Genomic DNA, 24,426 nt, shown 5'->3' with positions numbered 1-24,426 from the left:
GAAACGATGCACGTGTCGGAAAGGACGCCACTCGGAGTGCCGGCCTTCAGACCGGCATCTTGCCACATAAGCACAGGGCATGCCGGTCTGAAGACCGGCACACCGATCCTGCCTGCGCCTTGGACAGAGGAGAGGCGAGACGCCTGCGGTCCTGCCAGGAAGGACTCGCCGGTCGGCGCGAACTGGTGTGCCGATCTGCAGATCGGCACCTCTTCCCGAAAGGACACCGTTTCCGTGCCGATCAGGAGATCGGCACACTGTCACTGCGCCCGGAAAGCCCCTGGCGTCACGCCCATGCGAGCCTTGAACACCCGGTTGAGGTGGCTCTGGTCGCAGAAGCCGCAAGCGGCGGCGACTTCGGCCGGCCCCTCGCCGGCGGCGAGCAGGCGGCGGGCGGCGCGGTAGCGGCGGTCGAGCAGATAGGCGTGGGGCGTGGTGCCCATCGCCTTGCGGAAGGAGCGCACGAGATGGCTGCGGTTGAGCCCCGCCACCTGCGCCAGTTCGTCCAGCGCGACGTCGCGGTCGAAATGCTGGTCCAGATAGTCCCGCGCCTTGGTGAGCGGTCCGCTCTCATGGCCGAGCTTGATAGGCTCTCCCAGGCCGCCCCAGCGCCCCAGCATGGCGGAGAAGAAGCGCCCCAGCCGCGCATCGCGTTCGAGCAGCGTCACCTCGGGATCGGTGAGAGCGATCTGCAGTTTCACGAGCTCTCCGGCAAGATCGGCATCATCGACCACGGAATGATCGAACCAGGGCGTCCCCGGCACCGGGCGCCCGAAGGCATCCTCGGCAACCGAGCGCATCAGATCGATGGTCGGGTAGAGCACGCGATAGACGAATCCGTCATCGGCCGGTTCACCGTCGTGCAACTCATCGGGACAGACCACCGCGAAGCTACCGGGGCTGACATAATGGCGCGCACCGCGGTGATGGAAAGCCTCGCAGCCATCGAGAACGGCGGCGATGGCATAGGTTTCGTGGGTATGCGGGACGTAGCGGTGCCGACGAAACACGGCGCTCAGGCATTCCAGCCCGTCATAGCGCTGCTCGCGCCAGAACCGCACAGCGTCTCCCCGTTCGGCGGCATCTTCAAGCGTCGTAAAGGCGGTGGATTGCGGCTGCATGCCCTTAAGATAACGCAGCCGGCAACCCATTGCTTGGACGAAAGTTGCATCCGGCCGAAAAATCGACCCGACTTATTTCAGCGACAGGATCTGGCGCAGCGACCAGGCATCCTCGGCGCTGCCCTGTTTCGAGATGTTGAAGACGCGCCACTGGCCGCCTTCCTTCACCAGGTCGTAGAGGAGCTCGTCACGCTTGGGATCGTAGGTGTTGAAGCTCACCTTCACCTGCGCCTTGTCGCCCTGCACCTGCAGGGGCTCGATCTTCAGGTCCTTGATCATCGGATCCTGCGAGTCGCTCACCGGATCGAAATCGAGAGCCCCGACATCGCCCGACTTGGCTGACTCGTCGTTATCCTTCTTCACAGCCGAGGCGAGATCCTTGCTGAGATATTTCGCACGCAGCTTGGCATTGTCGATGATGTCGAGGCTCTTGGTGGTAGGCGTCTTGCCCGAATAGATCTGCTGCACTACCGCCTCGGGTGTCGTCTCGGCAGCCAGCGCCGGCGCCGCGAGGCCCAGCGCCAGCATCAGGCCGAAGGCAAGTTTATAGGTTCTGGTCATTTGCTTTGTTCCCTGCTCCATTCACGAGCTCGAACCATTCATCCTCATTGATGACGCGCACGCCGTGCTTTTGCGCATCTGCCAGTTTCGAACCGGCGCCAGGGCCGGCGACGACGAGGTCCGTCTTCTTCGACACCGAGCCAGAGACCTTGGCGCCGAGGCGGTCCGCCATGGCCTTGGCTTCGTCGCGGCTCATGCGCTCCAGCGAGCCGGTGAAGACCACGGTCTTGCCGGCAACCGGGCTTTCGGCCCGTGGCTTTTCGGCGTCGATGATGCGGACTTCCGCGGTCAAGCGTTCGAGGATGGCCAGATTGTGCGCTTCGCCGAAATAGGCGCCGATCGCCTCCACCACCGTCTCGCCGATCTGATCGATGGCGTCCATCTCGGCCGCCGCTTCCTCGTCCTTGGCGGCGATGCGCAACGCCGCCTGTTCGAAGGCCTGCCAGGAGCCGTAGGCGCGGGCGAGCTGGCGGGCCGTGGTCTCGCCGACATGGCGGATGCCGAGCGCATAGAGGAAGCGCTCCAGCGCGATGTCGCGGCGGGCATCGATGGCGGCGAAGAGATTGCGGGAGCTGGTCTCGCCAAAGCCTTCGCGATCCCTGAGCTTTTTGAGGTTCTGCTTGTCGCGTGCCGCCAGAGTGAAGATGTCGCCGGGCTCGCGGATCGGCAGCTCGGCGTCCTCGAAGAAGAAGGCGATCTGCTTCTCGCCGAGGCCCTCGATATCGAAGGCGCGGCGCGACACGAAATGACGAAGATGCTCGATCTTCTGGAAGGGGCAGGCAAACTCACCCGAGCAGCGCCGCACCGCGCCCTCTCCGCCCGTGACGGTCTCGTCGCGAACCACCGGCGTCTGTAGCGAGCAAGGGCAGAGTGCCGGGAAGACATAGGGTACGGCCTCGGCCGGACGCTTCTCCAGCACAGGTCCCAGGATCTGCGGAATGACGTCGCCGGCGCGCTGCACGATCACGGTGTCGCCCACACGCACGTCCTTGCGGGCGATCTCGTCCTCATTGTGCAGCGTCGCGTTGGAGACGACCACGCCGCCCACGGTGACGGGCTGGAGCTTAGCCACCGGCGTAAGCGCGCCGGTGCGGCCAACCTGGATCTCGATGTCTCGCAGGATGGTCGTGGCCTTCTCGGCCGGGAATTTGTGCGCGGTGGCCCAGCGCGGCGAGCGGGAGACAAAGCCAAGGCGCTGCTGCAAATCGAGCCGGTCGACCTTGTAGACAACGCCGTCGATGTCGTAGCCCAGGCTCGCGCGCTGGTCCTCGATCATGTGGTAGTGCCTGAGCAGGTCCTCGACGCCGTGGCAGCGCACCATCAGCGGATTGACGGTGAAGCCCCAGTCGGCAAAGGCCTGGACCACGCCGAACTGCGTATCGGACGGCAGCGTGCTCACATCGCCCCAGGCATAGGCGAAGAAATGCAGAGGACGGCTCGCGGTGATCGAGGCATCGAGCTGGCGCAGCGATCCGGCGGCGGCATTGCGCGGATTGGCGAAGAGCGGCTTGCCCGCCGCCGCCTGGCGCTCGTTCATGGCGCTGAAGTCGCTGTGGCGCATATAGACTTCGCCGCGTACCTCGAAACGGTCCGGCGCCCTGCCCTTCAGCGTGTTGGGCACGTCGCCGATGGTGCGGACATTGTTGGTGACATCCTCGCCTTCGGCGCCGTCGCCGCGCGTTGCCGCCACCACGAGCTTGCCGTCCTCGTAGCGCAATGAGCAGGACAGGCCGTCGATCTTGGGCTCGGCGGTGATGACCAGGTCATCCCCCTCGCCGAGGCCGAGGAAACGGCGGATGCGGCCGACGAACTCCTCGACATCCGCGTCCAGAAAGCTGTTGGAAAGCGACAGCATCGGCACGCGGTGGCGAACCTTGGCGAATTTCTCCGACGGCGCCGCGCCCACCTTGTTGGAAAGGCTTTCCGCCGTCCTGAGCTCAGGAAACTTCTGCTCGATGGCGCCGTAGCGCAGGCGAAGCGCATCATAGTCCGCATCGGAGATGACGGGCGCATCATCCTGGAAATAGGCCTGCTCCGCTTCCAGCAGCCTGGCGGTCAACGCCCCATAATCGCTGCGGGCTTCCTCGAGGGTGAGTTCGGAGACGGGCTTTGGATTGATCATGGAAATGCTTTACCGGCACGGAGAGTTGGCATTGGCTTAACACAACCATTCCAATCGGGGCAGAGGGTTGGTGGAGCGCTGGTTTGGTGTTCCGATCTCCAGATCGGCATCCTATCCTCACACGCCACGTCTCCATGCCGATCTGGAGATCGGCACACCAAACCAGCTCCTCATCGCCCACGGGAACAAGCGCTCGAACGGTGCCCTCCAAGGACGCGTAGTCAGCGCAGGCTTCGCCGACAGGGCGCGGCCTCGGTGTGCCGACCTCCAGGTCGGCATCTCTTTCCTGCTCACGTTGCGGTTCTCGTGCCGATCTGGAGATCGGCACACCGAGGCAATGCTTCAGCGCTACCGGAAGTGAGCACTCGACCAACGCCATTCAGCTGGCTCGCGGCACAATCCAGCCTGAACAGGATTCCGCTCGATATAGTCGATGGTCCTGGCCATCTGTTCTTCGTTGCGCATGTAGCGATCGAAGTAATCGCGCTGCCAGAATGGCCCGTCCAGCCGAAGTATGCGGTTAGCGCGTATCGCCGTGTAGCCTTTCCACGATTTGACGATATCGCCCAGCCTGTTGCCCTCGATCATCTCGAACAAGCTATGCACGTGATTGGGCATGACGCACCAAGCCCAAAGCCGATAACGCTCGCCATCGAACGCCAGCAGCGACCGTTCTACGAGATCAGCGATTTCGGGGATTTTCAACCAACAGGCCCCGCTGCCTCTATCAAGCTCTCGCTCGACACGTCGTCTATTGAACTCGTTGGTTCTGTCGGGATTGACGGCATTGGCCGGCAGGCTGTCCGCCAGGCGAAACGTGACGAACTGCGTTATTTCTGGTGAATCGAAGTGAGGCAGCGAATGCGGCTGATGCCATCCGAGATGGAGTGTTTCCTCAGTCATCGAGCCTCACGCAGGCTTGGTGTGCCGATCTCCAGATCGGCATCCTATCCCCACACGCCACGTTTCCATGCCGATCTGGAGATCGGCACACCGAACTACCCCTGCACCCCGCCCCCCAGCAGCCTGTCCGCGGCGGCCCTCGCCTCCTCCGTCACGTGCGCGCCGGCGAGCATGCGGGCGATTTCCTCCCGCCGCCGCGCGACATCCAGCGGCGAGACGCGCGTGGCGACCTTTTCCTTGCCCTGGGCTTCCTTGGCGATGAGGAAGTGGGTGGAGGCACGGGCGGCGACCTGCGGGGCGTGGGTCACGTTGATGACCTGCACGCGCTCGGCAAGCCGCGCCAGCCTCTGGCCGATAGCGTCGGCGACCGCGCCGCCGACGCCGGAGTCGATCTCGTCGAACACCAAAGTGGGCGCCGAGCCGCGGTCGGCCAGCGCCACCTTCAGGGCCAGCATGAAACGGGAGAGCTCGCCGCCGGAAGCGACCTTCATCATCGGGCCGGGGCGCGTGCCGGGATTGGTCTGTACCCAGAATTCGACGCGGTCGAAACCATCGGGCGAGGCCAGGGTCTTGTCGCTGTCGACATTGGTGGAAAACCTGGCGCGCTCCAGCTTGAGCGGGCCGAGCTCGCCATTGACGGCCTTGTCGAGATGGCTGGCCGTGGCCTGACGCTTCTGCGAAAGGGTGGCGGCCTCGGCCTCATAGGCCAGTCGGGCGGCCCGGTCTGCCTCCTCCAGCGCCCTGAGCTGGCCCTCTCCCTCATCGAGAGCCGCGAGATCGGCGGCGTAACGCTCGGCGAGGGCCGGAAGCCCCTCGACCATGACGTCATATTTGCGGCTTGCGGCCCGCAGGGCGAACAGGCGTTCTTCCAGCCTCTCCAGCTCGGCAGGATCGAAATTCGCCTCCTCCAGCGCGGTCTGCAGGGCGATGCGCGCCTCCTCCAGCGCATTCAGCGCCTGGTCGAGCGAAGCGATGGCGGGCTCCACCAGACGCGGGGCCTGGGCACCGCGCCGCTCGAGTCGACGGATGATGGCGGCCAGTGCCGGGCCGGGCGAGTCATGGCCGCCGACCCCGTCATGGGCCTCCTTGAGATCGACGGCGATCTTCTCGGCCTGCATCATCAGGGCGCGACGCTCGGCCAGCGCCTCTTCCTCTCCCGGCTGGACGTCGAGCTTTGAGAGTTCGTCCACCGAATGGCGCAGCCAGTCCCCTTCCGCCCTCGCCTTTTCGAGGCGCGCCCGATGCTGGGCCAGGGTCTGCGTCGCCTTGCGCCAGGCTGCGTGCCTGGCGGCGACACTGTCCGCCAGTTTTTCAAGGCCGCCAAAGGCGTCGAGCAGGGCGCGATGCGAGGCGGGATCGGTCAAGGCGCGGTCGTCGTGCTGGCCATGGATCTCCACCAGCGCCGCCCCGGTGGCCCGCAACACCTGCACGCTGACAGGCTGGTCGTTAATGAAGGCACGCGTGCGGCCGTCGGCCATCTGCACGCGGCGCAGGATGAGGTCGCCGTCATCTTGTATGTCGTTGGCCTTCAGCACGGCCCGCGCGGCATGATCAACGGCAATGTCGAACACGGCCGTCACCTGCCCCTGGCTCTGGCCGTGACGGACGAGCGTGCCATCGCCGCGCCCGCCGAGGGCCAGCGAAAAGGCATCGAGCAGGATCGATTTGCCGGCGCCGGTCTCTCCCGTCAGCACCGAAAGCCCCGAGGCGAAATCGAGGTCGAGCCGGTCAATCAGGACGATATCGCGAATGGCGAGCTGGACGAGCATGCGGTCTTATATCGTTCTTGGCGCTGCGTCGCATGCCAAAAGAGCGCGTCGCACACAAGGAAAAGGCCGGTCTCTCGACCGGCCCCTTCAACAAATCGAGATGAAAGCGCTCAGAGGGTGATGGCGTTGCGGAAGGTACGGCTCAGCCAGGAATCGGTGTCCTCGCGCGGCTCGAGGCCATGCGACTTCACGAGCGAATAGGCGTCCTTGTACCACTGGCTGTCGGGATAGTTGTGGCCGAGAATGGCGGCAGCCGTCTGCGCCTCGTTGCTGAGGCCCAGCGCCATGTAGCATTCGGTCAGGCGGCTCAGCGCTTCCTCGATCTGGCGGGTCTGCGCGTACTGCGCCACCACCGTCTTGTAGCGGTTGACGGCGGCCGTGTAGTTTTCCTGCTTCTGGTAGTAGCGGCCGATTTCCATTTCCTTGCCGGCCAGCTGATCCTTCACGACCTGGATCTTGAACTTGGCATCGTCAACATATTCCGACTTCGGATAGTCGGAGAGGATCATCTGGAAGCCGGCCAGGGCCTGGTTGGCGCGGTCCTGGTCGCGCGTAACGTCCGGGATCTGCTTATATTGCGAATTGGCCCAGATATAGGTGGCGTAAGCCGCATCCTTGTCCTTCGGCCACAGTGTCACATAGCGGCGCGCAGCCGAGATGGCATCGTCATAGTTTCCGGAGGAATAATTGGCGTAGGCGCTCATCAGAACCGCCTTCTTCTGCCAATCCGTCTGCGGATATTGCTTGTCGAGCGAGTCGAAGCGCTTGATCGCCTTGGAATAGTCGCCCCCCTTCATGGCCACGAGGCCCTGATTGTAGAGCAGGTCCGGCGGGTCGGTGGCCTGGGTGGTGTAGACCGGATCGTCATCCCACAGGCCGCAGGCAGCCAGCGGGATCGCCAGCATGGCGACCGCGAAGACGCGGACCGCAAGCCGCGTCGCGATCGCGCGGGAAGACGAGAGGGAACGCAGCGGCATCACTCAAACCTCTACTTCGACGAAAACCGGCGTCGCGGCACGCTTCCGGTGGATGATCCCATCCATCAGATTCGCACCACAACGTTAACACTTCGTGGCTCGACCTTGGCAGGCAACCATGGCCCCTCCATGGCGGAAAGGCCATTTGCCCGGTGGCAATTCACGCGCCCTTCTAGCCGATTGTAAGGCCAAGCGCCACCGCCTCGATCGATTTGTACAAAGCTTTGCTGCAATATCGCCAAAGAAGGCAAACGCCTTCGCGCTCAATTGGTATCGGGCGCGAAAGCGGCGGCTGCGAGCCCGCTGCTCAATTCGGCGTGGCCGCTCTCGCGGCGTACCGGTGCATCGACCATGGTCCAAGCGCTGTCATCGGCGAAGAGCGCCTCGAGCATCATGAAGTTGACGCGATGGCCGCCGCAATAGGAGCGGTACAGACCGATCAGCGGTGCACCGGCAAGGGCGAGATCGCCGACGGCATCGAGCATCTTGTGACGCACGAATTCGTCACCATAGCGCAGCCCTTCCGGATTGAGGATGCGATCCTCCCCCAGCGCCACCGAATTCTCCAGCGAGGAACCGAGCGCGAGGCCCCGCTCCCACAGCTGCTCGACATCCTTGACGAAGCCGAAGGTGCGCGCACGCGACAGTTCGCGGCGGAACGAGTCCGGCGTGAGGTCGAGAATGCGGCGCTGACGGCCGATCAGCGGCGACTCGAAATCGATCTCGACATCGAGACGGAAGCCGGCCGCGCTCTTGTCAGTGGGCAGGAGTTCGGCCCAGGCACGGCCCATCTCGACCCGCACCGGCTTGAGCACCTTGATCTGGCGACGGCGCGTCCGCAACGTGGCGATGCCGACCTGGTCGATCGCATCCACGAACACCGCCGAGGACCCGTCCATGATCGGAATCTCGGGACCGTCAACCTCGACCGTGACATTGTCGATGGCCAGCCCCCGCAGGGCAGCCATCAAATGCTCGACGGTGGCAACAGAACCGCGCACAGGGTCACCCACGACAGTGCACAGGCGCGTATCGATGACATTGGGATAATGAGCCAGGATCTCCCGCTCGCGCCCATTCTCGAGATGGGTGCGCAGGAAAACGATCCCGCTATTGGCCTCGCTCGGATGCAAGGTGATTGAGACAGGCTTGCCAGAATGGACACCGATCCCTTCAAGGGATACCCGGTCATTCAAAGTCGTCTGGAAACCAGATTTCATGTTCGTATTCCACAAGCCATCCGCCAACTGGGCGAAACTCAACCAAAACCAGACTGGCCTGTTTTCTCTTTTGACCCTTGGTCCTTGTCGACCACATCTGACGACGTGGACTCGGACCTTTCTTCAGAAATACGTAAAGCAGAACCCAAAGGTTTAGCCAAATCACGCTTTCTTACGGTCTGTAACACAGGCCTGCCTCATTCAGGCCGCTCACCCTAATTTCCGAATCCTTAATCATTTCAAAAGACTACGGCCCGGGTGGCGAGCCCGGGCCGTCGATGTTCAGTTGTATGGTTACAAATTCCTCACAGGCTGGAATTTGGTCTCAATTGGAGTGACGGCGCAAGAAGGCCGGAATCTCGAGCTGCTCGTCCTCAATCGAGCGAACCTGAGGAGCCGGGCGCGGGGCCGGCGGACGGCGCTGGGCTTCCGGCGGACGCGGCGGGGCCGGACGGGGCTCGGGCTGGCGCGCCACCGGCGCGGGGGCCGCTTCCACCTCCTCCGTCTCAGGACGGCCGAGACCGACAGCAGCAAGGCGCTGCAACAGCGTCATGCGCTTCTTGTCGGCGCTCGGGCCCTGATGAGCTTCGGGAGCACGCTGGGCGGCGATCTGGGCCTGCACGGGCATCGGCAGGTCCTGGATGCTCGGCATGCGAGGCGGACGCACCACGGCCTTTTCGGGCGCGGGCGGCACGAAATGGTCGGGCTCGGCATAATGCTCGGTCGGGCGCGGGGCTTCCTCGACCACCGGCTCACGGAAGAGAGTGGGCTTCGGAGCCAAAGGGCGCAGCGTCACGTCGTTGGCGACGGCCATCGGCGCGGGCTCGACTGGAGCCGGCGCGAGGACAGGCTGGGCGATCTCTGGCTGCACGGCTGCCGTCTCGACCATGATCGGGGCGGGAGCCGGAGCGGCCGGGCGGGGCGCAGCGACACGGGCAGCTTGAGCGGCCTGGGCCGCAGCCTGCTCGCGCACGCGGGCTGTCATTTCGGCGAGGCGCAAATCGTCCTTGGAGGGCGCGGCCTGCGGCGAGAGGGCCGAGTCGATGCCGGTGGCGACCACCGACACGCGCATGGTACCTTCCAGCGACGGATCCTGCGTGGCGCCGAGAATGATGTTGGCTTCCGGATCGACTTCCTCGCGGATGCGGGTGGCGGCTTCGTCGAGCTCGTAGAGCATCATGTCGGGGCCGCCGGTGATGGAGATGAGGAGGCCGCGGGCGCCCTTCATCGAGACATCGTCGAGCAGCGGGTTGGCGATGGCGGCTTCCGCAGCCAGGATGGCGCGGCGCTCGCCGGAGGCTTCGCCGGTACCCATCATCGCCTTGCCCATCTCGCGCATCACGGCGCGGACGTCGGCGAAGTCGAGATTGATCAGGCCAGGCTTGACCATCAGGTCGGTGATGGAGGCAACGCCCGAATAGAGCACCTGGTCGGCCATCGCGAAGGCGTCGGCGAAGGTGGTCTTGTCATTGGCGACCCGGAACAGGTTCTGGTTCGGAATGACGATGAGGGTATCGACGCTCTTCTGCAGCTCGGCAATGCCGGACTCGGCCAGGCGCATGCGGCGCAGGCCCTCGAAGTGGAAGGGCTTGGTCACCACACCGACGGTAAGGATACCGACCTCTCGTGCCACGCGGGCGATCACGGGGGCAGCGCCGGTGCCGGTGCCGCCGCCCATGCCGGCGGTGACGAAGACCATGTGAACGCCATTCAGATGATCGCGGATCTCGTCGATCACCTCTTCCGCAGCGGCGCGGCCAACTTCCGGCTGCGAGCCGGCGCCGAGGCCCTCGGTGACCTGGATGCCCATCTGCACGATGCGGTCAGCCTTCGAGAGAGTCAGCGCCTGGGCGTCGGTATTGGCGACGACGAAGTCGACGCCTTCGAGCCCAGCCTCGATCATGTTGTTGACAGCGTTGCCGCCAGCCCCACCAACGCCGAACACGGTGATACGCGGCTTCAGTTCCCGGATATCCGGCATCTTGAGGTTGATCGTCATGGTTCGCCTCTTTTGCAAAGGCCGCGTCTCCGCGCCCCTTAATTGACGTTCTTCAAGGCCTTACGACCCCTTCCTACCCCTTGAATCAGAAAGTTACTGATTTGCGAAGCAGGCTTTTGTGTATTCCGGCCGAAATTGACCGGTTTTTTTAAGTTCAAGCGGCCTTGAAAAACCGCTCGACCTTAGTAGTTCAAGGTACCCGTCCTGATTCGAAACTGGATTTCCTTTTTGAAATCAAGACTTAGAAACTGTGCTTCAACCACCGTCCCATCCGACCGAAATAACCGTCTGTTCCAGTGGCTTGAGCGCGCATCCGGACCTGCGGTTCGAAATGCTCAACTCCTGCGATCTGCGGGTAGACCAGAAGGCCCGCTGCCGTAGCGAAAGGTGGTCCCTTTGCGGCCTCCGGCATACCCGCGATACCGAGCGGGCGGCCGATGCGGACCTGACGGTCCAGAATCTTGCGCGCAAGCTCTACCGTGCCGGTAAGCTGGCAGGCGCCGCCCGTCAGCACGACGCGGCGGCCGGCCTCGGCCCAGGCGCCGGAATTGCGCAGGCGGTCGCGCACCATTTCGAGGATCTCCTCGATGCGCGGGCGGATGATGCGCACCAGGCGCGAACGCGGCACGTGATGGATGCCGTCGCCATGATCGTCCCCCACAGGCGGCACCGCGATGGTCTCGCGATCGTCGGACGGGCTGGCGATGGTGGCGCCGTAGAGGACCTTGAGGCGCTCGGCCTCCGAGAGCTTGGTCGACAGGCCGCGCGCCACGTCGGTGGTGACATGCGCGCCGCCGACCGCCAGGCCGTCCGCATGCACGAAGGCGCGATTGGCGAACACGGCCACCGAGGTGGTGCCGGCGCCCATGTCGATCAGGGTGACGCCCATCTCGGTCTCGTCGTCGACCAGGGCCGAGAGACCGGCGGCATAGGGCGTCGCCACCATGGCCTCGACGTGGAGATGGCAGCGCTCGATGGCGAGCATCAGGTTCTTGGCGGGCGAGGCTTCCGCCGTCACCACATGCATGTCGACGCCGAGCTGGCGGCCGAGCATGCCGCGCGGATCGCGGATGCCGCCGACACCGTCGAGCATGTGGCCGATGGGCAGGGAGTGCAGCACGGCACGGCTGTCGCGCACCGAATGGTTGGCGCCGGCATCGAGCACGCGATGGATGTCGTGATCGCAGACCTGATGGCCGCTGAGCTGGACGGAAGCGGAGTAGTGCTCGCTGTTGATGCGGCCGCAGGAGACGTTGACGATCACCGACTCCACGCGCACCCCGGCCATGCGCTCGGCGGCATCGACCGCGTGGCGGATGGCCTGCTCGGCCGCTTCCATGTCGACGACGGCGCCCGACTTCATGCCGCGCGAACGCTGATGGCCGATGCCCAGGATCTGGGCCTGGTGGCTGCGCCCTGGAAGCAGGTCCGCACCCTCCAGCGGGCGTAGGCGGGCGATCAGGCAGACGATCTTGTTGGTGCCGACATCGAGCACCGACATCACGCTGGTCCTGCGCGGCGCCAGCGGCTTCAGCTTGGGGGTCAGGCCGTTCTCGAAGGGGCTCATACCTTGTCCCCCTTCTTCTTCTTGGCAATGGCATCGGCCCGGGCCGCGGCGGCCTGTTCACTCAAACGAAAAGTAGCGCGATCGGGCATACGCATATCGACTGCCAAGATATCTTTTTCCAAAACCTTGGCGTTCCGTTCGAGGGCCGCCAAATTCTTCAAGGCCTGCTCGGGGTTTTCCTCCGGCAGCTTCACCACCACGCTGTTGTCGAGCGTGAGATTCCAGCGGCGCTGGGAGACCAGCGTGACGCCCTTCACCCGCCCGTTCAATTCGGGCGTGTCGGCCAGGGCGGCGATGATCTCATGGGCGTGCTTGTCGGCCCCCTCACCCACCACCAGCGGCAGGTCGGCGAAGCGCTGGTCGACGGCATTGTCGATCACCGTGCCGTCCTCGGCGATCACCATCACCGAGCCATCGCGCTGCCAGAGGGCATAGGGCTTGCGCTCCTCGATGGTCACCGAAAGCGTGGAGGGAAAGAGCTTGCGGACCTGGGCGGATTGGACGAGCGGCAGCTTCTCCAGCCCCTCGCGCGCCGCCTCTGCGTCCAGGAACAGCAGGGAGGAGGTGTTGGTGACGCCGGCCGCCGCAAAAATCTGCTGGTCGGTCAGCTCCCGCTGCCCCGTGACGGCCACGGTTTCGATGCGAAAGCCGCAGGCATTGGCGGCCATGTCGAGCGGGGTGCCGTACTGGGCCTGCATCTGCGGCCAGACCGGGCCTGTCTCGGCGCCATAGACGATGGTGCTGGCGAGAAAGGCGAGCGCCAGCGTCAGCCCCAGGCCGCGCGGCGGATTGGAAGCAAAGCGCTGCAGGCGCGTCGAGCGCAGATCCACCCAGGTACGGGTCGTGAATCCGGCTTGGCGCAAATCGGGCAGATTGAACAAACGCAGCATATGCTCGAAGCCAACGCTCTCTTGAGGAACCACCCGCGCGGGATGATCTTTTTGAAGGGCGGTTTCAGGAGCCCGCTCATTCTCCTCAAGCGGAAAATGTCACACGCCCCATTAAGGTTAGCTTTCGGACAAATCGGTAAACAATCGGTTACCAGCGCTTAAGGATTGCGTCTTTAGCGGCTGGAGGCGTTCGGAAAATTGCACGCGGGACGCTGCGACATGCCGTTACGGCAGATGAGCCGCGCGGGCCTCTCAGGCAGGCGTGCCGACGCGTTTGATCTCCCATTCGAGCTCGATGCCCGATTGGTTCCTGACACATTCGCGAACTGTCTCACCCAGAGTCTCAATATCGGCGGCTGAGGCATTGCCGAGATTGACGAGGAAGTTCGTATGCATCGGCGAAACCTGGGCACCGCCAATGGTCAGCCCGCGGCAACCGGCCTCATCCACCAGCTTCCAGGCCGAGTGCCCCGGTGGGTTCTTGAAGGTGGAGCCGCCCGTACGCGTGTTGACGGGCTGGGTGGAGGAGCGGGATTCGGTGATGCGCTGCATCTCGGCGAGGATCTCCTCGCGATCGCCCGGCACGCCCCGGAACACCGCTTCGGTAAAGACCACGTCCGTAGGAACCGCACATCTGCGGTAGGTGAAGCCCATCGCGGCGACATCGTAGGTGACGCGCGAACCATCGCGCGCAACCGCCCGCGCCGACACGAAAACGTCCTTGGTCTCGCCGCCATAGGCGCCGCCATTCATGCGCAGCGCCCCGCCGATGGCGCCGGGAATGCCGCGCAGGAAGGAGAGCCCCTTGATGCCGGCCTCGGCTGCCGCTCGCGCCACCTTCACATCCGGCACCCCCGCTCCGGCCTTGACGGCGAGGCCATCAACCTCGATGCCGCCGAAGCCCTTGCCGAGCCTGATGACGACGCCTTCGAGTCCGCCGTCGCGCACCAGGAGATTGGAGCCGAGCCCCACCACCATCCAGGGCACCTCCGACGGCAGAGCCGCCATGAACAGCGCGAGATCGTCCTCGTCCACCGGCGTGAACAGCACCTGCGCCAGGCCGCCAGTGCGGAACCAGGACAGCGGCGCCATCGGCGCATTGGCCTCGAGCGCACCGCGCAGGCCGGGCATCAGGAGACGCAGGGAGGAGGTGATGTCGGGAAAAGTCATCGAGGCGATCGGCGATTGGGAACGCGCGCTTTATTGCTTACATTCGGGGAAAAGCCCAGCGATTCTGCCGTGGAGTGCCATGAGCAAGCCTCAGACCTATGAAGAGCGCCTGCGCGCCATCCTGAGGGCGGATGAGGACCTCATGGTCTTCCTGCGCATCGCCCGTTCGCTCGGCCTGCCGCAATGGCGATTGGCAGCGGGCAGCATCTACCAGACGGTATGGAACCATCTCACCGGCCAGCCGAGGGGTACGGGCATCAAGGATTACGACCTCATCTATTTCGACGATGGCGACCTGAGCTGGGAGGCTGAGGATGCGATCATCAGGCAGTCCGAGGCAGCCTTTGCCGGCCGCTGGCCGGTGGAAGTCCGCAACCAAGCCCGCGTGCATCTGTGGTTCGAACAGCGCTTCGGCACCCCCTACCCGCAACTCAGGTCGGCGGACGAAGCCTTCCTCCATTATGCGGCGATCGTCCACGCCGTGGGCGTGCGGCTGGAAGCCGACGACTGCCTCGACATCGCCGCGCCTTTCGGGCTCGAAGATATGTTCGGCATGATCGTTCGCCCCAACCCCCATCGGGGGCTCGACAAGGGATTGGCCGCCAAGGCGGCCAAGGCAAAGGCGATCTGGCCGGAGCTTACCGTGATCTCGTGGGATTACCCCAGCGCCGCCAGTTCTCCCGGCAGCGCGTAAGCCCACTGGGTGATGTTGCCAGCGCCGAGGCAAATGACGTAATCGCCGGGCTTGGCCACCGAGGCGACGATGCCGGCGAGCGAGCCGGGACGGTCGAGGGCCACGACATGACGATGGCCGCGGGCGCGGATGCCGGCGACGAGGCCGTCCTTGTCGGCGCCTGGGATCGGGCTCTCGCCCGCCGCATAGACATCGGCGACGATGACCATGTCGGCATCGTTGAAGCAGGCGGAGAATTCGTTGAAGAGGCTGGCAAGACGGGTGTAGCGGTGGGGCTGCACCACGGCGATCACCTGACCGTTGGTCGAGGCGCGCGCGGCCTTGAGCACGGCGGCGATCTCCACCGGGTGGTGGCCATAATCGTCGAAGATGGCGACGCCGTTCCACTCGCCGGTGCGGGTGAAGCGCCGTTTGACGCCGCCGAAGCTTTCAAGGCCCTTGCGGATGGCGTCGGCATCCATGCCGAGATTATGGGCGACAGCAATGGCGGCGGTGGCGTTGAGGGCGTTATGGCCGCCCGGCATGGGCAGGCCGAGATCCGGGAGCTCGACGCTCGCGCCAGTCTTGCGGTCGCGGATCACCACGCGGAAGCGCGAGCGCCCGCCCGAAAGATCGAGATCGGTGAGGCGCACATCGGCCTGCGGGTTCTCGCCATAGGTGACGACGCGGCGGTCCTCGATGGTGCCGACGAGTTCCTGCACCACCGGGTGGTCCAGGCACATCACGGCAAAGCCGTAAAACGGGATGTTCTCCACGAAGGCGCGGAAGGCGTCCTTGATGGCATCGAAGGTCTTGAAGTGGTCGAGATGCTCGGGGTCGATATTGGTGACGATGGCGACATCCGTGGGCAGCTTCAGGAAGGTGCCGTCGCTTTCATCCGCCTCCACCACCATCCAGTCGCTGGAGCCGAGACGCGCATTGGTGCCGTAGGCGTTGATGATGCCGCCATTGATCACGGTGGGGTCGAAATCGCCGGCATCGAGGAGCGTCGCCACCAGCGAGGTCGTGGTGGTCTTGCCGTGGGTGCCCGCGATGGAGACGCAAGTCTTCAACCGCATCAGCTCGGCCAGCATCTCGGCGCGGCGAACCACCGGCAGGCGGCGCTCGCGGGCGGCGGCGAGCTCGGGATTGTCGCGCTTGATGGCGGTGGAGACGACAACCACCTCGGCATCGCCGAGATTCTCGGCGGCATGGCCGATGAAGGTCTTGACGCCCTTATCCTTGAGGCGCTTGACGTTGTAGTTGTCGGCCGCGTCCGAGCCCTGCACCGTATAGCCGAGATTGACCAGCACCTCCGCGATACCGGACATGCCGATGCCCCCGATGCCGACGAAGTGGATGGGGCCGATCTCGCGGGGCAGCTTCATGGAATCTCTCGGAAAGTTGGAATTTCGGTTCGTATAGGGGCGCGGGGAGCCGGAGGCAACAATGGGGGGCGGGTCTTCAGACCCGGCTCTTCCCGGCGGGAGGCATCAGACAGCAGCAGGGTCTGAAGACCCGCCCCCCCGAAGACTACATCGCGGCCAGCTTCACCACCCATTCCGCGAGGCGGTCCGTCGCGTCGGGAATGCCGGCCTGCCGGGCGTTCGCCGCCATATGCTCCAGACCGACGGGATCGGCGAGCAGCGCGGTCAGGTCGCTTGCCAGCGTTTCGGGTGTGAAGTCCGACTGCATCACCATCCTCGCCCCGTCGACGGCCGCCAGCGTCCGTGCATTGGCAGCCTGATCCTGATCGAGCGCTCCTGGCAACGGCACCAGGATCGACGGACGCCCGATCACCGAGAGCTCGGCGACGGTGGAGGCGCCGCTGCGGCTGACCACGAGATGGGCCGCGGCGATGCGGGCCGGCAGGTCACGGAAGAACTCTTCGATCTCGGCGCTGACGCCAAGCCCCGCATAGATCTGGCGCACCGCGGCCAGATCCTCCTTGCGGGCCTGCTGGACGATGTGCAAACGGCGTCGCAATCCCTCGTCTAGGCGGGCAATTGCCGGCGGCACGATCTTCGACATCACCGCCGCCCCCTGGCTGCCGCCGAAGACGAGCAGGGTGATGCGATCGCCCGTCGCGGGATAGGGCATTGCCGCCGCCGCGATCACAGCGGGGCGCACGGGATTGCCCGTGTGGATCAGCTTCGACTTCGGGACATTGTCCATCATCGACACTTCGGCAAAGCCGGTGGCGATGCGCGTCACCTTGGGCGCCAGCATGCGGTTGGCCCGGCCCATCACCGCATTGGCCTCGTGGATCATGGTGGGGATCTTGCGCCAGGTCGCGGCCGTCAAGGGCGGCACGGTGGGATAGCCGCCGAAGCCGATCACCACGGCCGGCTTCACCCGGCCCAGCATGCGCCAGGCAGCGAGGGTGCCGCTGCCGAGGCGCCAGAGCGTGTTCGCCATCGCCATGGGCGAGCGCGAGCGTACCGTCTCGGAGGGAATGACATGGATGTGCTGCCAGGCAAAGGTGCTGGTGTAGCGCTCCACCCTCTCATCGGTGGCGAGCTGGACGCTGAAGCCGAGCGGTACCAGGGCACCGGCAAGGGCCTCGGCCGGGAAGAGGTGACCGCCGGTGCCCCCCGCACAGAGCAGGATGGTCTTGCCGCTCACGATGCCAGCCCCACGCCGGCCTCGGAGGGACCACGATGGCGGTCACGGAAGGTGAAGGCGCTTTCCAGCATGTCGGTGCGCGGACGGCGGCGGGTAAGCGCGAGCACCATGCCCATGCCATAGGCCACCGAGATCAGCGAGGAGCCGCCATAGGAGATGAAGGGCAGCGTCATGCCCTTGGCCGGCATCATGTGGAGATTGACCATCAGGTTGATCGAGGACTGCAGGCCGAACAGCAAGGTGAGGCCGGCGGTGGCGAAGCGGCAGAACGGATCTTCCAGCCTGAAGGCGTGCCAGAAGCCCCGCAGCACGATCAGCGCGAACATGGCCACCAGGACCATGACGAACAGTAGGCCGAACTCTTCGCCCGTCACCGCCATGATGAAGTCGGTGTGGCAGTCCGGCAGGATCAGCTTGTAGGTGCCCTCGCCCGGCCCCTTGCCGAACCAGCCGCCGGAGAGAAAGGCGTCGCGCGCCACGTCCACCTGGAAGGTGTCGGTGCCCTCGGGCTTCAGGAAGCGGTCGATGCGCGAGGTCACGTGCGGGATGAAGTGATAGGCCGCCACGATGCCGACAGTGCCGATGCCGCCGAGCCCGACCATCCAGAACCAGTGCAGGCCGGCCATGAAGAACAGCGCGCCCCAGACGATGGAGATCAGCATGGTCTGGCCGAAGTCGGGCTGCATGATCAGCAGGCCCGCCGAACAGGTGAGCAGCAGGATGGCGAGGATGTTGCCGGGCACATCGGGCCGCTTGACGTTCTCGGAGAACAGCCAGGCCGCTAGCACCACGAAGGCTGGCTTGAGAAATTCGGAGGGCTGGATGCCGGCGATCCAGCGTTTGGAGCCCTTGACCTCGGCGCCGAACAGCAGCGTCGCCACCACCAGCATGATCGAGACGATGAAGACCGCCAGTGCGAGCCGTCGCAGGGCCTGGGGCGAGAGGAAGGAGACGCCCACCATCACCATCAGCGCCGGCGGGATCAGGATCGCCTGGCGGTTGACGAAATGGAACATGTCATTGATGCCGATGCGCTCGGCGACGGCGGGGCTCGCGGCTAGCAGCAGCACGATGCCGATCAGCATCAAAGCGAGGATGGTCATCAGCATCAGCCGATCGACGGTCCACCACCAGGAATTGAAGGCTGAACGTTCGGTACGCGAGGCCATGAAAGGGAGGTCCGTCAACTGAGGCAGATACGCCCTAGCAGTGCTCCCGACACGGTTTAGGAAGGGTTAAGTGGGGCCAGCTTGTGGCTCTTTCTCCCGGCCCGCGATGCGGAACCCGATGAAGAAGGAGATCGAGCGAGGTGGCCGGCAGCGGAATGCTGGGTTCCGCAGAACGGCTCGTGAATTTCTGCGAAGTATTGGAGCGCCGGGGCGATCATCACCCCGGCGCTCGAAAGACGACATGACGATCCAGGAGCTTCGCCCTCAGCCGTCCGACTTGAGCTTTCCAGCTACTGCCCAAGCATCTTTCGGAATCTCGGTGATGATGATCTCGACAGATTCCGGCGGGCAAACCAGGGTTTCGACGACGGCTCTCGTCGTCTCGCGGACAAAGGCACGCTTTTGCTCTTGTGTCCGTCCGGGATGCATTTCCAGTCGCAAGACAGGCATGATCATTTCCTTCTGAAAAGGCCCGATTGAGGGCCCTCAGGAGTGTCCCGCAAACCGATTTGGCGATAAACACGCATCTGGGTATTTCATTCCGAACCATATGGGTTGCAATCATGGACAGGCTGGCCGGCATGGCGATGTTCGTCACGGTTGTGGAACACGGCAGCTTCACCGCCGCCGCCGAGGCCAGCCGCGTGTCGGCGACCATGGTCGCCAAACATATACGCTCCATCGAACGTCGTCTGGGCGCCCGGCTGCTTCACCGCACCACCCGTCGCCACCAGATCACCGAAATCGGACGCCTCTATTATGAGCGATGCAAGAATGTGCTGGCCGAAGTGGCCATGGCCGAAGCAAGTGCCTCGGAATTGCAGGCCAGCCCTCGCGGGCGCCTGCGCCTCGTCGCGCCTGTGAGTTTCGGCAGCGAAAGCCTTGTTCCGGCGCTGGTGGACTATCTGCAACGCAACCTCGAGGTCAGCGTCGATCTCGTTCTCGACAACCGCACTCCCGATCTGATCAGCGAGGGTTGTGAACTCGGCATTCAAATCGGCGAGTTGAAGGACGTGAACCTGGTCGCGCGGCCGCTGAAACCCTATCGGCGCATTCTGGCCGCCGCGCCTTCCTATCTGGCCCGCCGCGGCCGGCCGGAACATCCCCGGGAATTGAGCGATCACGAATGCCTCGGCCACGCCTATTGGCGCACGCAAGGCGTCTGGCACCTCGTCGGTCCGGAAAACGAAACCTGCGCGGTGACCGTGAGCAGCCGTTTCACCACGAACCAGGGATCGGCACTGCGTGTCGCCGCGCTGCATAGCGCGGGCGTCGTGCTGCAACCGGAGCTGTTACTGCTTCGCGATCTTGAAGCGGGTCGACTCGAACCGGTTCTGCCGCAATGGTCTTACAAGCCGACGCCCATGCACCTCGTCTACGCGCCGGATCGCCGGCCCACCGCCATGCTGCGCAGCGCTATCGACTTTCTGGTAGCCCGTTTCGGCTGATGGTCGCCTTTTCCTGGGGCAATACAAGCCGCCGATCGCACGAAGCCGACCGCGAACCATGCCCGCCCTTCTGTGTTTCGACGCGTAGCTCGGCAGCCTCAGTCATACCTTCCCAATACCCGGCAGGGCCAGCACGGCGGCGCTGAACGCCTTGCCCCGTTCCTCGAAATTGCGGAACTGGTCGAAGGAAGCACAGGCCGGCGAGAGCAGCACCACCGGTTCGGGAAGGCCGGAGGCGACGGCATCGGCGGCGGCGAGCGGTACGGCCTTGTCGATGGTCTCCGCGCGCACAAACGGGACATGCCCATCCAGCGTCTCGGCGAATTCCTCCGTCGCCTCCCCGATCAGATAGGCCTTGCGGATCCTCGGGAAATACTCGGCCAGGGAGACGATGCCGCCGGTCTTCGGCTTGCCGCCGGCGATCCAGTACATGGCCTCGAAGGAGGAGAGCGCCTTGGCGGCGGCGTCGGCATTGGTGGCCTTGGAGTCGTTGACGAACAGCACAGGCCCGAGCCGGCCGACCTGCTCCATGCGGTGGGCAAGACCGGGGAAACTGCGCACGCCGGCCTGGATCTGATCGAGGCTGAGGCCTTGCGCACGCGTAGCCGCAAGCGCGGCGCAGGCGTTCTGCGCGTTGTGCGCGCCACGCAGGGAGCCGACGCCGGCGAGCGCGGCGACCTCGACCGCCCTGCCCCCTTCGGCGGAATAAAGCGTCTCGCCAATGGCATAGACGCCATCAACAAGAACCTTCTCCACCGAGATGCGGATGACCTTGCCGCCCTGGCGTTCGATGTCGTCGGCGATGGCCGCACACCAGGGATCGTCGACGCCGACCACAGCCGTCTTCGCACCCTGGACCAGGCGCGCCTTGACGGCGGCGTAATGCTCCAGAGTGCCGTGACGGTCGAGGTGGTCCTCGGTGACATTGAGCAGAATGCCGACGGAAGGATCGATGCTCGGCGCAAGGTCGATCTGATAGGACGAGCACTCGATCACATGCACGCGATCCGGCGCCGGCGGCTCGAGCGAGAGGATCGCCGTGCCGATATTGCCCCCGAGCTGGGTGTCATGGCCCGCCGCCGCGAAGAGATGGGCGATCAGCGCCGTCGTGGTCGATTTGCCATTGGTGCCGGTGATGGCGACGAAGGGCGCGCCCGGCGCCTGCAGGCGGCGTTGGCGCACGAAAAGCTCGATATCGCCGATCACCTCCACGCCGTGGCTGGCGGCAAGCCTCACCGTCCAGTGCGGCTCCGGATGGGTGAGCGGCACGCCGGGAGAAAGGATCAACGCGGCAATCGAGGTCCAATCGATCTCGGCGAGATTTTCTACCGACAGCCCCTTGGCGGCCGCCGCGTTGCGGCCGGCCTCGCCATCATCCCAGACGATCGGCCGGGCGCCGCCCGCGGCCAGGGCCAGGGCTGTCGCAAGGCCCGAGCCGCCAAGGCCGAACACGGCAACCACACGGTCGCCGAAACAGGTCACCGGAGTCATGCTTACCTCAGCTTCAGCGTGCCGAGGCCGACCAGCGCCAGCACGATGGCGATGATCCAGAAGCGGATGACGACCTGCGGCTCGCTCCAGCCCAATTGCTCGAAATGGTGGTGGATCGGCGCCATCTTGAAGACGCGCTTGCCGGTATAGCGGAAGGAGATCACCTGGATGATGACCGACAGCGTCTCGGCCACGAACAGGCCGCCGACAATCAGCAGCACGATCTCATGCTTGGTCGCAACCGCGATCGAGCCCAGCATGCCGCCGAGCGCCAGCGAACCGGTGTCGCCCATGAAGATCTGGGCGGGCGGCGCGTTGAACCACAGGAAGCCGAGGCCTGCCCCGATCATGGCGCCGCAGATCACCGCCAGTTCGCCGGTACCGGGCACGAAGTGGATCTGCAGATAGTTCGAGAATACCGCGTTGCCGGCGAGATAGGCGATGAAGCCGAAGCTGCCCGCCGCCACCATCACCGGCACAATGGCAAGGCCGTCGAGACCATCGGTGAGATTCACGGCATTGCCGAAGCCCACGATGATGAAAGCGCCAAAAACGACGAAGAAGTAGGAGAGGTTGAGAAGGAGTTCCTTGAAGAAGGGAAATGCCAGCGAGGTCGCCTGGGGGATCGCCTCGCCGCTGCCCCACAGGAGGCCGAAAAAGCGCGCTCCGCCCACTTCCGCCATCACGATCACCGCGATCGCCGCAATGGCGAATTCGAACGAGAGGCGGGATCGGCCCGAGAAGCCCTTGTGGCTCTGCTTGGTCACCTTCAGATAGTCGTCATAAAAACCGATGGCCCCGAAGCCGAGCGTGACGAGCAGCACCATCCAGACATAGGGATTGGTGAGGTTGCCCCAGAGCAGCACCGAGACCGTCAAGCCGGACAGGATCATCAGCCCGCCCATGGTCGGCGTGCCGCGCTTGGAGAGGTGCGACTGCGGGCCATCAATGCGGATCGGCTGGCCCTTGCCCTGCTTCAGGCGCAGCCAGGAGATCGTCCAGGGTCCGAAGAAGAACACGAAGAGCAATGCCGTCGCAATCGCCCCGCCGGTGCGGAAGGTGATGTAGCGAAAGACGTTGAGGACCTCGAAATGTTCGCTGAAGCGGCTCAGCAGGTAGAACATGGAAACCCTCTCAAACCCTCGGCCACGCCTGGCCGAATCAGGCCGCTCGCGGGAGCGACGTTACACCAAATAAACTTCAATCACGCCGTGCGGCGCGCGATGGCCTCGCGCGCCACGTCGTGATCCGAAAAAGGCAGGATTGTCTTGCCGACGATCTGACCGGGTTCATGGCCCTTTCCGGCAATGAGCAAGACATCGCCGTGACCGAGTTCGGCAACCGCGGTCTCGATGGCAAGGCGGCGGTCGCCGATCTCGATGGCGCCGGGTGCGGCAGCGAGCACGGCGGCACGGATGGCGGCAGGATCCTCGCTGCGCGGATTGTCGTCGGTGACGATCACCTTGTCGGCGAGGCGCGTGGCGATCTCGCCCATCATCGGGCGCTTGCCGGGGTCCCGGTCGCCGCCGCAGCCGAAGATCACCACGAGCTCGCGCTTGGCGAAGGGCTTCAGGGCTTCCAGCGCTTTTTCGAGCGCATCCGGCTTATGGGCATAGTCGACGAGCACGGGCGCTCCCTCCACGGTGCCGACCAGGTCGAGCCGGCCCTTGGCGCCGTGCAACTGTTCCAGCGCTGCGAAGACGGCCGCAGGCTCCCCGCCCGTGGCGATGCAGAGGCCAGCTGCCACCAGGGCGTTCTCCACCTGGAAACGGCCAGCAAGCGGCAGCTTCACGGCATGGGAGCGCCCGCGATGCTCCAGCATCAGATGCTGGGTGAAACCATCGATCCGGTTGGATAGCAGCCTGATGCCGTCACCGGCCTCACCGACGGTGATGAGGGCGAGCCCCCTCGCCTGCGCGGCCGCGATCACCGCCTGGGCTTCGGCATGATCGGCCGAGACCACGGCGCCGGCGCCGGTCGGCAGCAATTCCCGGAAGAGCCGGAGCTTGGCATCCAGATAGGCCTCGACCGTGGGGTGGTAGTCGAGATGGTCGCGCGACAGGTTGGTGAAGGCGCCGGCGGCAAGCCTGACGCCGTCGAGCCGATACTGGTCGAGCCCGTGCGAGGAGGCCTCCATGGCCAGATGCGTGATGCCCTTGCCGGCAAGTTCGTCGATCAGGCGGTGCAGTTCGACCGGATCGGGCGTGGTCAGCGAGCCATAGGTCTCGCCCCAGGGTGCCACCATGCCGATCGTGCCGATATAGGCCGCCTGGTGGCCGAGACGCTCCCAGATCTGGCGCACGAAGGCGGCGACCGAGGTCTTGCCACTGGTGCCCGTCACGGCTGTGATGATGGCGGGCTGGCGGTCATAGAAGGCAGCGGCGATCTCGCTGAGGGCCTTGCGGGCGTTCGTCACCATGAAGCTGGCGACCTGCCCCCCAAGCTCGAGCCTCTGCTCAGCCACCACCGCGACTGCGCCGGAGGCAACAGCTTGCGGCACATAATCCAGCCCGTCACTCTTGGTGCCGGGAATCGCCACGAAGACGAAGCCGGGCTTCACCTGTCGCGAATCCGCCGTGATGCCGGCCACGGCGATCCCGGCGATGCTTGGATCGAGGGTGTCTTTCGGCGCGATGTCGGCAAGGGTCTTAGTCATATGGGGTCTTGGTCATGAGGTGTTCGGCTGGCAAGGATTCAGCGGGGCGTCTTCTATAGACGGAA

General features: G+C 64.7%; 20 protein-coding genes. 2 read left to right on the top strand and 18 right to left on the bottom strand.

Annotated features, from left to right (window positions below; genetic code table 11):
* Positions 1–260: 260 nt before the first annotated feature.
* The 11 genes from QQL24_RS21435 to murB all read right to left on the bottom strand — a co-directional run bounded on the left by QQL24_RS21435 (position 261) and on the right by murB (position 14,299).
* Positions 261–1,121, bottom strand: coding sequence for an AraC family transcriptional regulator (locus QQL24_RS21435; RefSeq protein WP_284314333.1), 861 nt, complete (start codon positions 1,119–1,121; stop codon positions 261–263).
* 72 nt (positions 1,122–1,193) lie between these two features.
* A complete protein-coding gene (locus tag QQL24_RS21430; protein ID WP_284314332.1) occupies positions 1,194–1,682 on the bottom strand; it encodes a DUF3828 domain-containing protein in 489 nt (162 codons plus the stop codon).
* Positions 1,666–3,804 carry an NAD-dependent DNA ligase LigA gene (gene ligA, locus QQL24_RS21425; protein WP_284314331.1) on the bottom strand — a complete coding sequence of 713 codons (2,139 nt, stop codon included), beginning with the start codon at positions 3,802–3,804 and terminating at the stop codon, positions 1,666–1,668. The genes QQL24_RS21430 and ligA overlap by 17 nt, the downstream gene beginning before the upstream one ends.
* Positions 3,805–4,152: 348 nt before the next feature.
* A complete protein-coding gene (locus tag QQL24_RS21420; RefSeq protein WP_284314330.1) occupies positions 4,153–4,707 on the bottom strand; it encodes an REP-associated tyrosine transposase in 555 nt (184 codons plus the stop codon).
* Between the two features lie 95 nt (positions 4,708–4,802).
* A complete protein-coding gene (recN, locus tag QQL24_RS21415; protein ID WP_284314329.1) occupies positions 4,803–6,476 on the bottom strand; it encodes a DNA repair protein RecN in 1,674 nt (557 codons plus the stop codon).
* Between the two features lie 110 nt (positions 6,477–6,586).
* Positions 6,587–7,453 (bottom strand): outer membrane protein assembly factor BamD, encoded by an 867-nt coding sequence (locus QQL24_RS21410; RefSeq protein WP_284314328.1) that lies wholly within the window; start codon positions 7,451–7,453, stop codon positions 6,587–6,589.
* A 263-nt stretch (positions 7,454–7,716) separates the two neighbouring features.
* Positions 7,717–8,673, bottom strand: coding sequence for a UDP-3-O-acyl-N-acetylglucosamine deacetylase (lpxC, locus tag QQL24_RS21405; protein WP_284314327.1), 957 nt, complete (start codon positions 8,671–8,673; stop codon positions 7,717–7,719).
* Between the two features lie 325 nt (positions 8,674–8,998).
* On the bottom strand, positions 8,999–10,672 hold the full coding sequence (ftsZ, locus tag QQL24_RS21400) for a cell division protein FtsZ (protein ID WP_284314326.1): 1,674 nt from the start codon (positions 10,670–10,672) through the stop codon (positions 8,999–9,001).
* Between the two features lie 241 nt (positions 10,673–10,913).
* On the bottom strand, positions 10,914–12,239 hold the full coding sequence (gene ftsA / locus QQL24_RS21395; protein WP_284314325.1) for a cell division protein FtsA: 1,326 nt from the start codon (positions 12,237–12,239) through the stop codon (positions 10,914–10,916).
* Positions 12,236–13,129: a cell division protein FtsQ/DivIB gene (locus QQL24_RS21390; protein ID WP_284314324.1), complete on the bottom strand. Its 894-nt coding sequence runs from the start codon at positions 13,127–13,129 to the stop codon at positions 12,236–12,238. Before QQL24_RS21390 ends, ftsA begins: the two co-directional genes overlap by 4 nt.
* Positions 13,130–13,381: 252 nt before the next feature.
* The gene (gene murB, locus QQL24_RS21385; protein ID WP_284314323.1) at positions 13,382–14,299 is read right to left on the bottom strand and encodes a UDP-N-acetylmuramate dehydrogenase; all 918 of its coding nucleotides are present in this window, start codon (positions 14,297–14,299) and stop codon (positions 13,382–13,384) included.
* Positions 14,300–14,378: 79 nt separating this feature from the next.
* Here murB and QQL24_RS21380 point away from each other — a divergent pair, with 79 nt between their 5' ends.
* A complete protein-coding gene (locus QQL24_RS21380; protein ID WP_284314322.1) occupies positions 14,379–14,993 on the top strand; it encodes a nucleotidyltransferase family protein in 615 nt (204 codons plus the stop codon).
* Here the strand turns inward: QQL24_RS21380 and murC are convergent.
* From murC to QQL24_RS21360, 4 genes are all read right to left on the bottom strand, one after another.
* On the bottom strand, positions 14,957–16,360 hold the full coding sequence (murC, locus tag QQL24_RS21375; protein ID WP_284314321.1) for a UDP-N-acetylmuramate--L-alanine ligase: 1,404 nt from the start codon (positions 16,358–16,360) through the stop codon (positions 14,957–14,959). The two genes, QQL24_RS21380 and murC, sit on opposite strands and share 37 nt — an antisense overlap.
* Positions 16,361–16,505: 145 nt before the next feature.
* The gene (gene murG / locus QQL24_RS21370) at positions 16,506–17,600 is read right to left on the bottom strand and encodes an undecaprenyldiphospho-muramoylpentapeptide beta-N-acetylglucosaminyltransferase (protein ID WP_284314484.1); all 1,095 of its coding nucleotides are present in this window, start codon (positions 17,598–17,600) and stop codon (positions 16,506–16,508) included.
* On the bottom strand, positions 17,594–18,766 hold the full coding sequence (locus QQL24_RS21365) for an FtsW/RodA/SpoVE family cell cycle protein (RefSeq protein ID WP_284314320.1): 1,173 nt from the start codon (positions 18,764–18,766) through the stop codon (positions 17,594–17,596). The genes murG and QQL24_RS21365 overlap by 7 nt, the downstream gene beginning before the upstream one ends.
* Positions 18,767–19,030: 264 nt before the next feature.
* Positions 19,031–19,216 (bottom strand): 4-oxalocrotonate tautomerase, encoded by a 186-nt coding sequence (locus tag QQL24_RS21360; RefSeq protein WP_284314319.1) that lies wholly within the window; start codon positions 19,214–19,216, stop codon positions 19,031–19,033.
* Between the two features lie 113 nt (positions 19,217–19,329).
* On the opposite strand from QQL24_RS21360, the gene QQL24_RS21355 reads away from it, so the two are divergent.
* The gene (locus QQL24_RS21355) at positions 19,330–20,214 is read left to right on the top strand and encodes a LysR family transcriptional regulator (RefSeq protein ID WP_284314318.1); all 885 of its coding nucleotides are present in this window, start codon (positions 19,330–19,332) and stop codon (positions 20,212–20,214) included.
* 102 nt (positions 20,215–20,316) lie between these two features.
* Here QQL24_RS21355 and murD read toward each other — a convergent pair whose 3' ends face one another.
* The 3 genes from murD to QQL24_RS21340 form a co-directional block, all read right to left on the bottom strand.
* Positions 20,317–21,705: a UDP-N-acetylmuramoyl-L-alanine--D-glutamate ligase gene (gene murD / locus QQL24_RS21350; protein ID WP_284314317.1), complete on the bottom strand. Its 1,389-nt coding sequence runs from the start codon at positions 21,703–21,705 to the stop codon at positions 20,317–20,319.
* A 2-nt stretch (positions 21,706–21,707) separates the two neighbouring features.
* Positions 21,708–22,829: a phospho-N-acetylmuramoyl-pentapeptide-transferase gene (gene mraY, locus QQL24_RS21345; RefSeq protein ID WP_284314316.1), complete on the bottom strand. Its 1,122-nt coding sequence runs from the start codon at positions 22,827–22,829 to the stop codon at positions 21,708–21,710.
* 80 nt (positions 22,830–22,909) lie between these two features.
* Positions 22,910–24,361, bottom strand: a complete 1,452-nt coding sequence (locus QQL24_RS21340) for a UDP-N-acetylmuramoyl-L-alanyl-D-glutamate--2,6-diaminopimelate ligase (RefSeq protein WP_284314315.1) — start codon at positions 24,359–24,361, stop codon at positions 22,910–22,912.
* Between the last annotated feature and the right edge of the window lie 65 nt (positions 24,362–24,426).

It is taken from the genome of Labrys miyagiensis (genome assembly GCF_030160835.1).
Taxonomy (GTDB): Bacteria; Pseudomonadota; Alphaproteobacteria; order Rhizobiales; family Labraceae; genus Labrys; species Labrys miyagiensis.
This window is presented reverse-complemented; position numbering and strand designations above follow the sequence as displayed.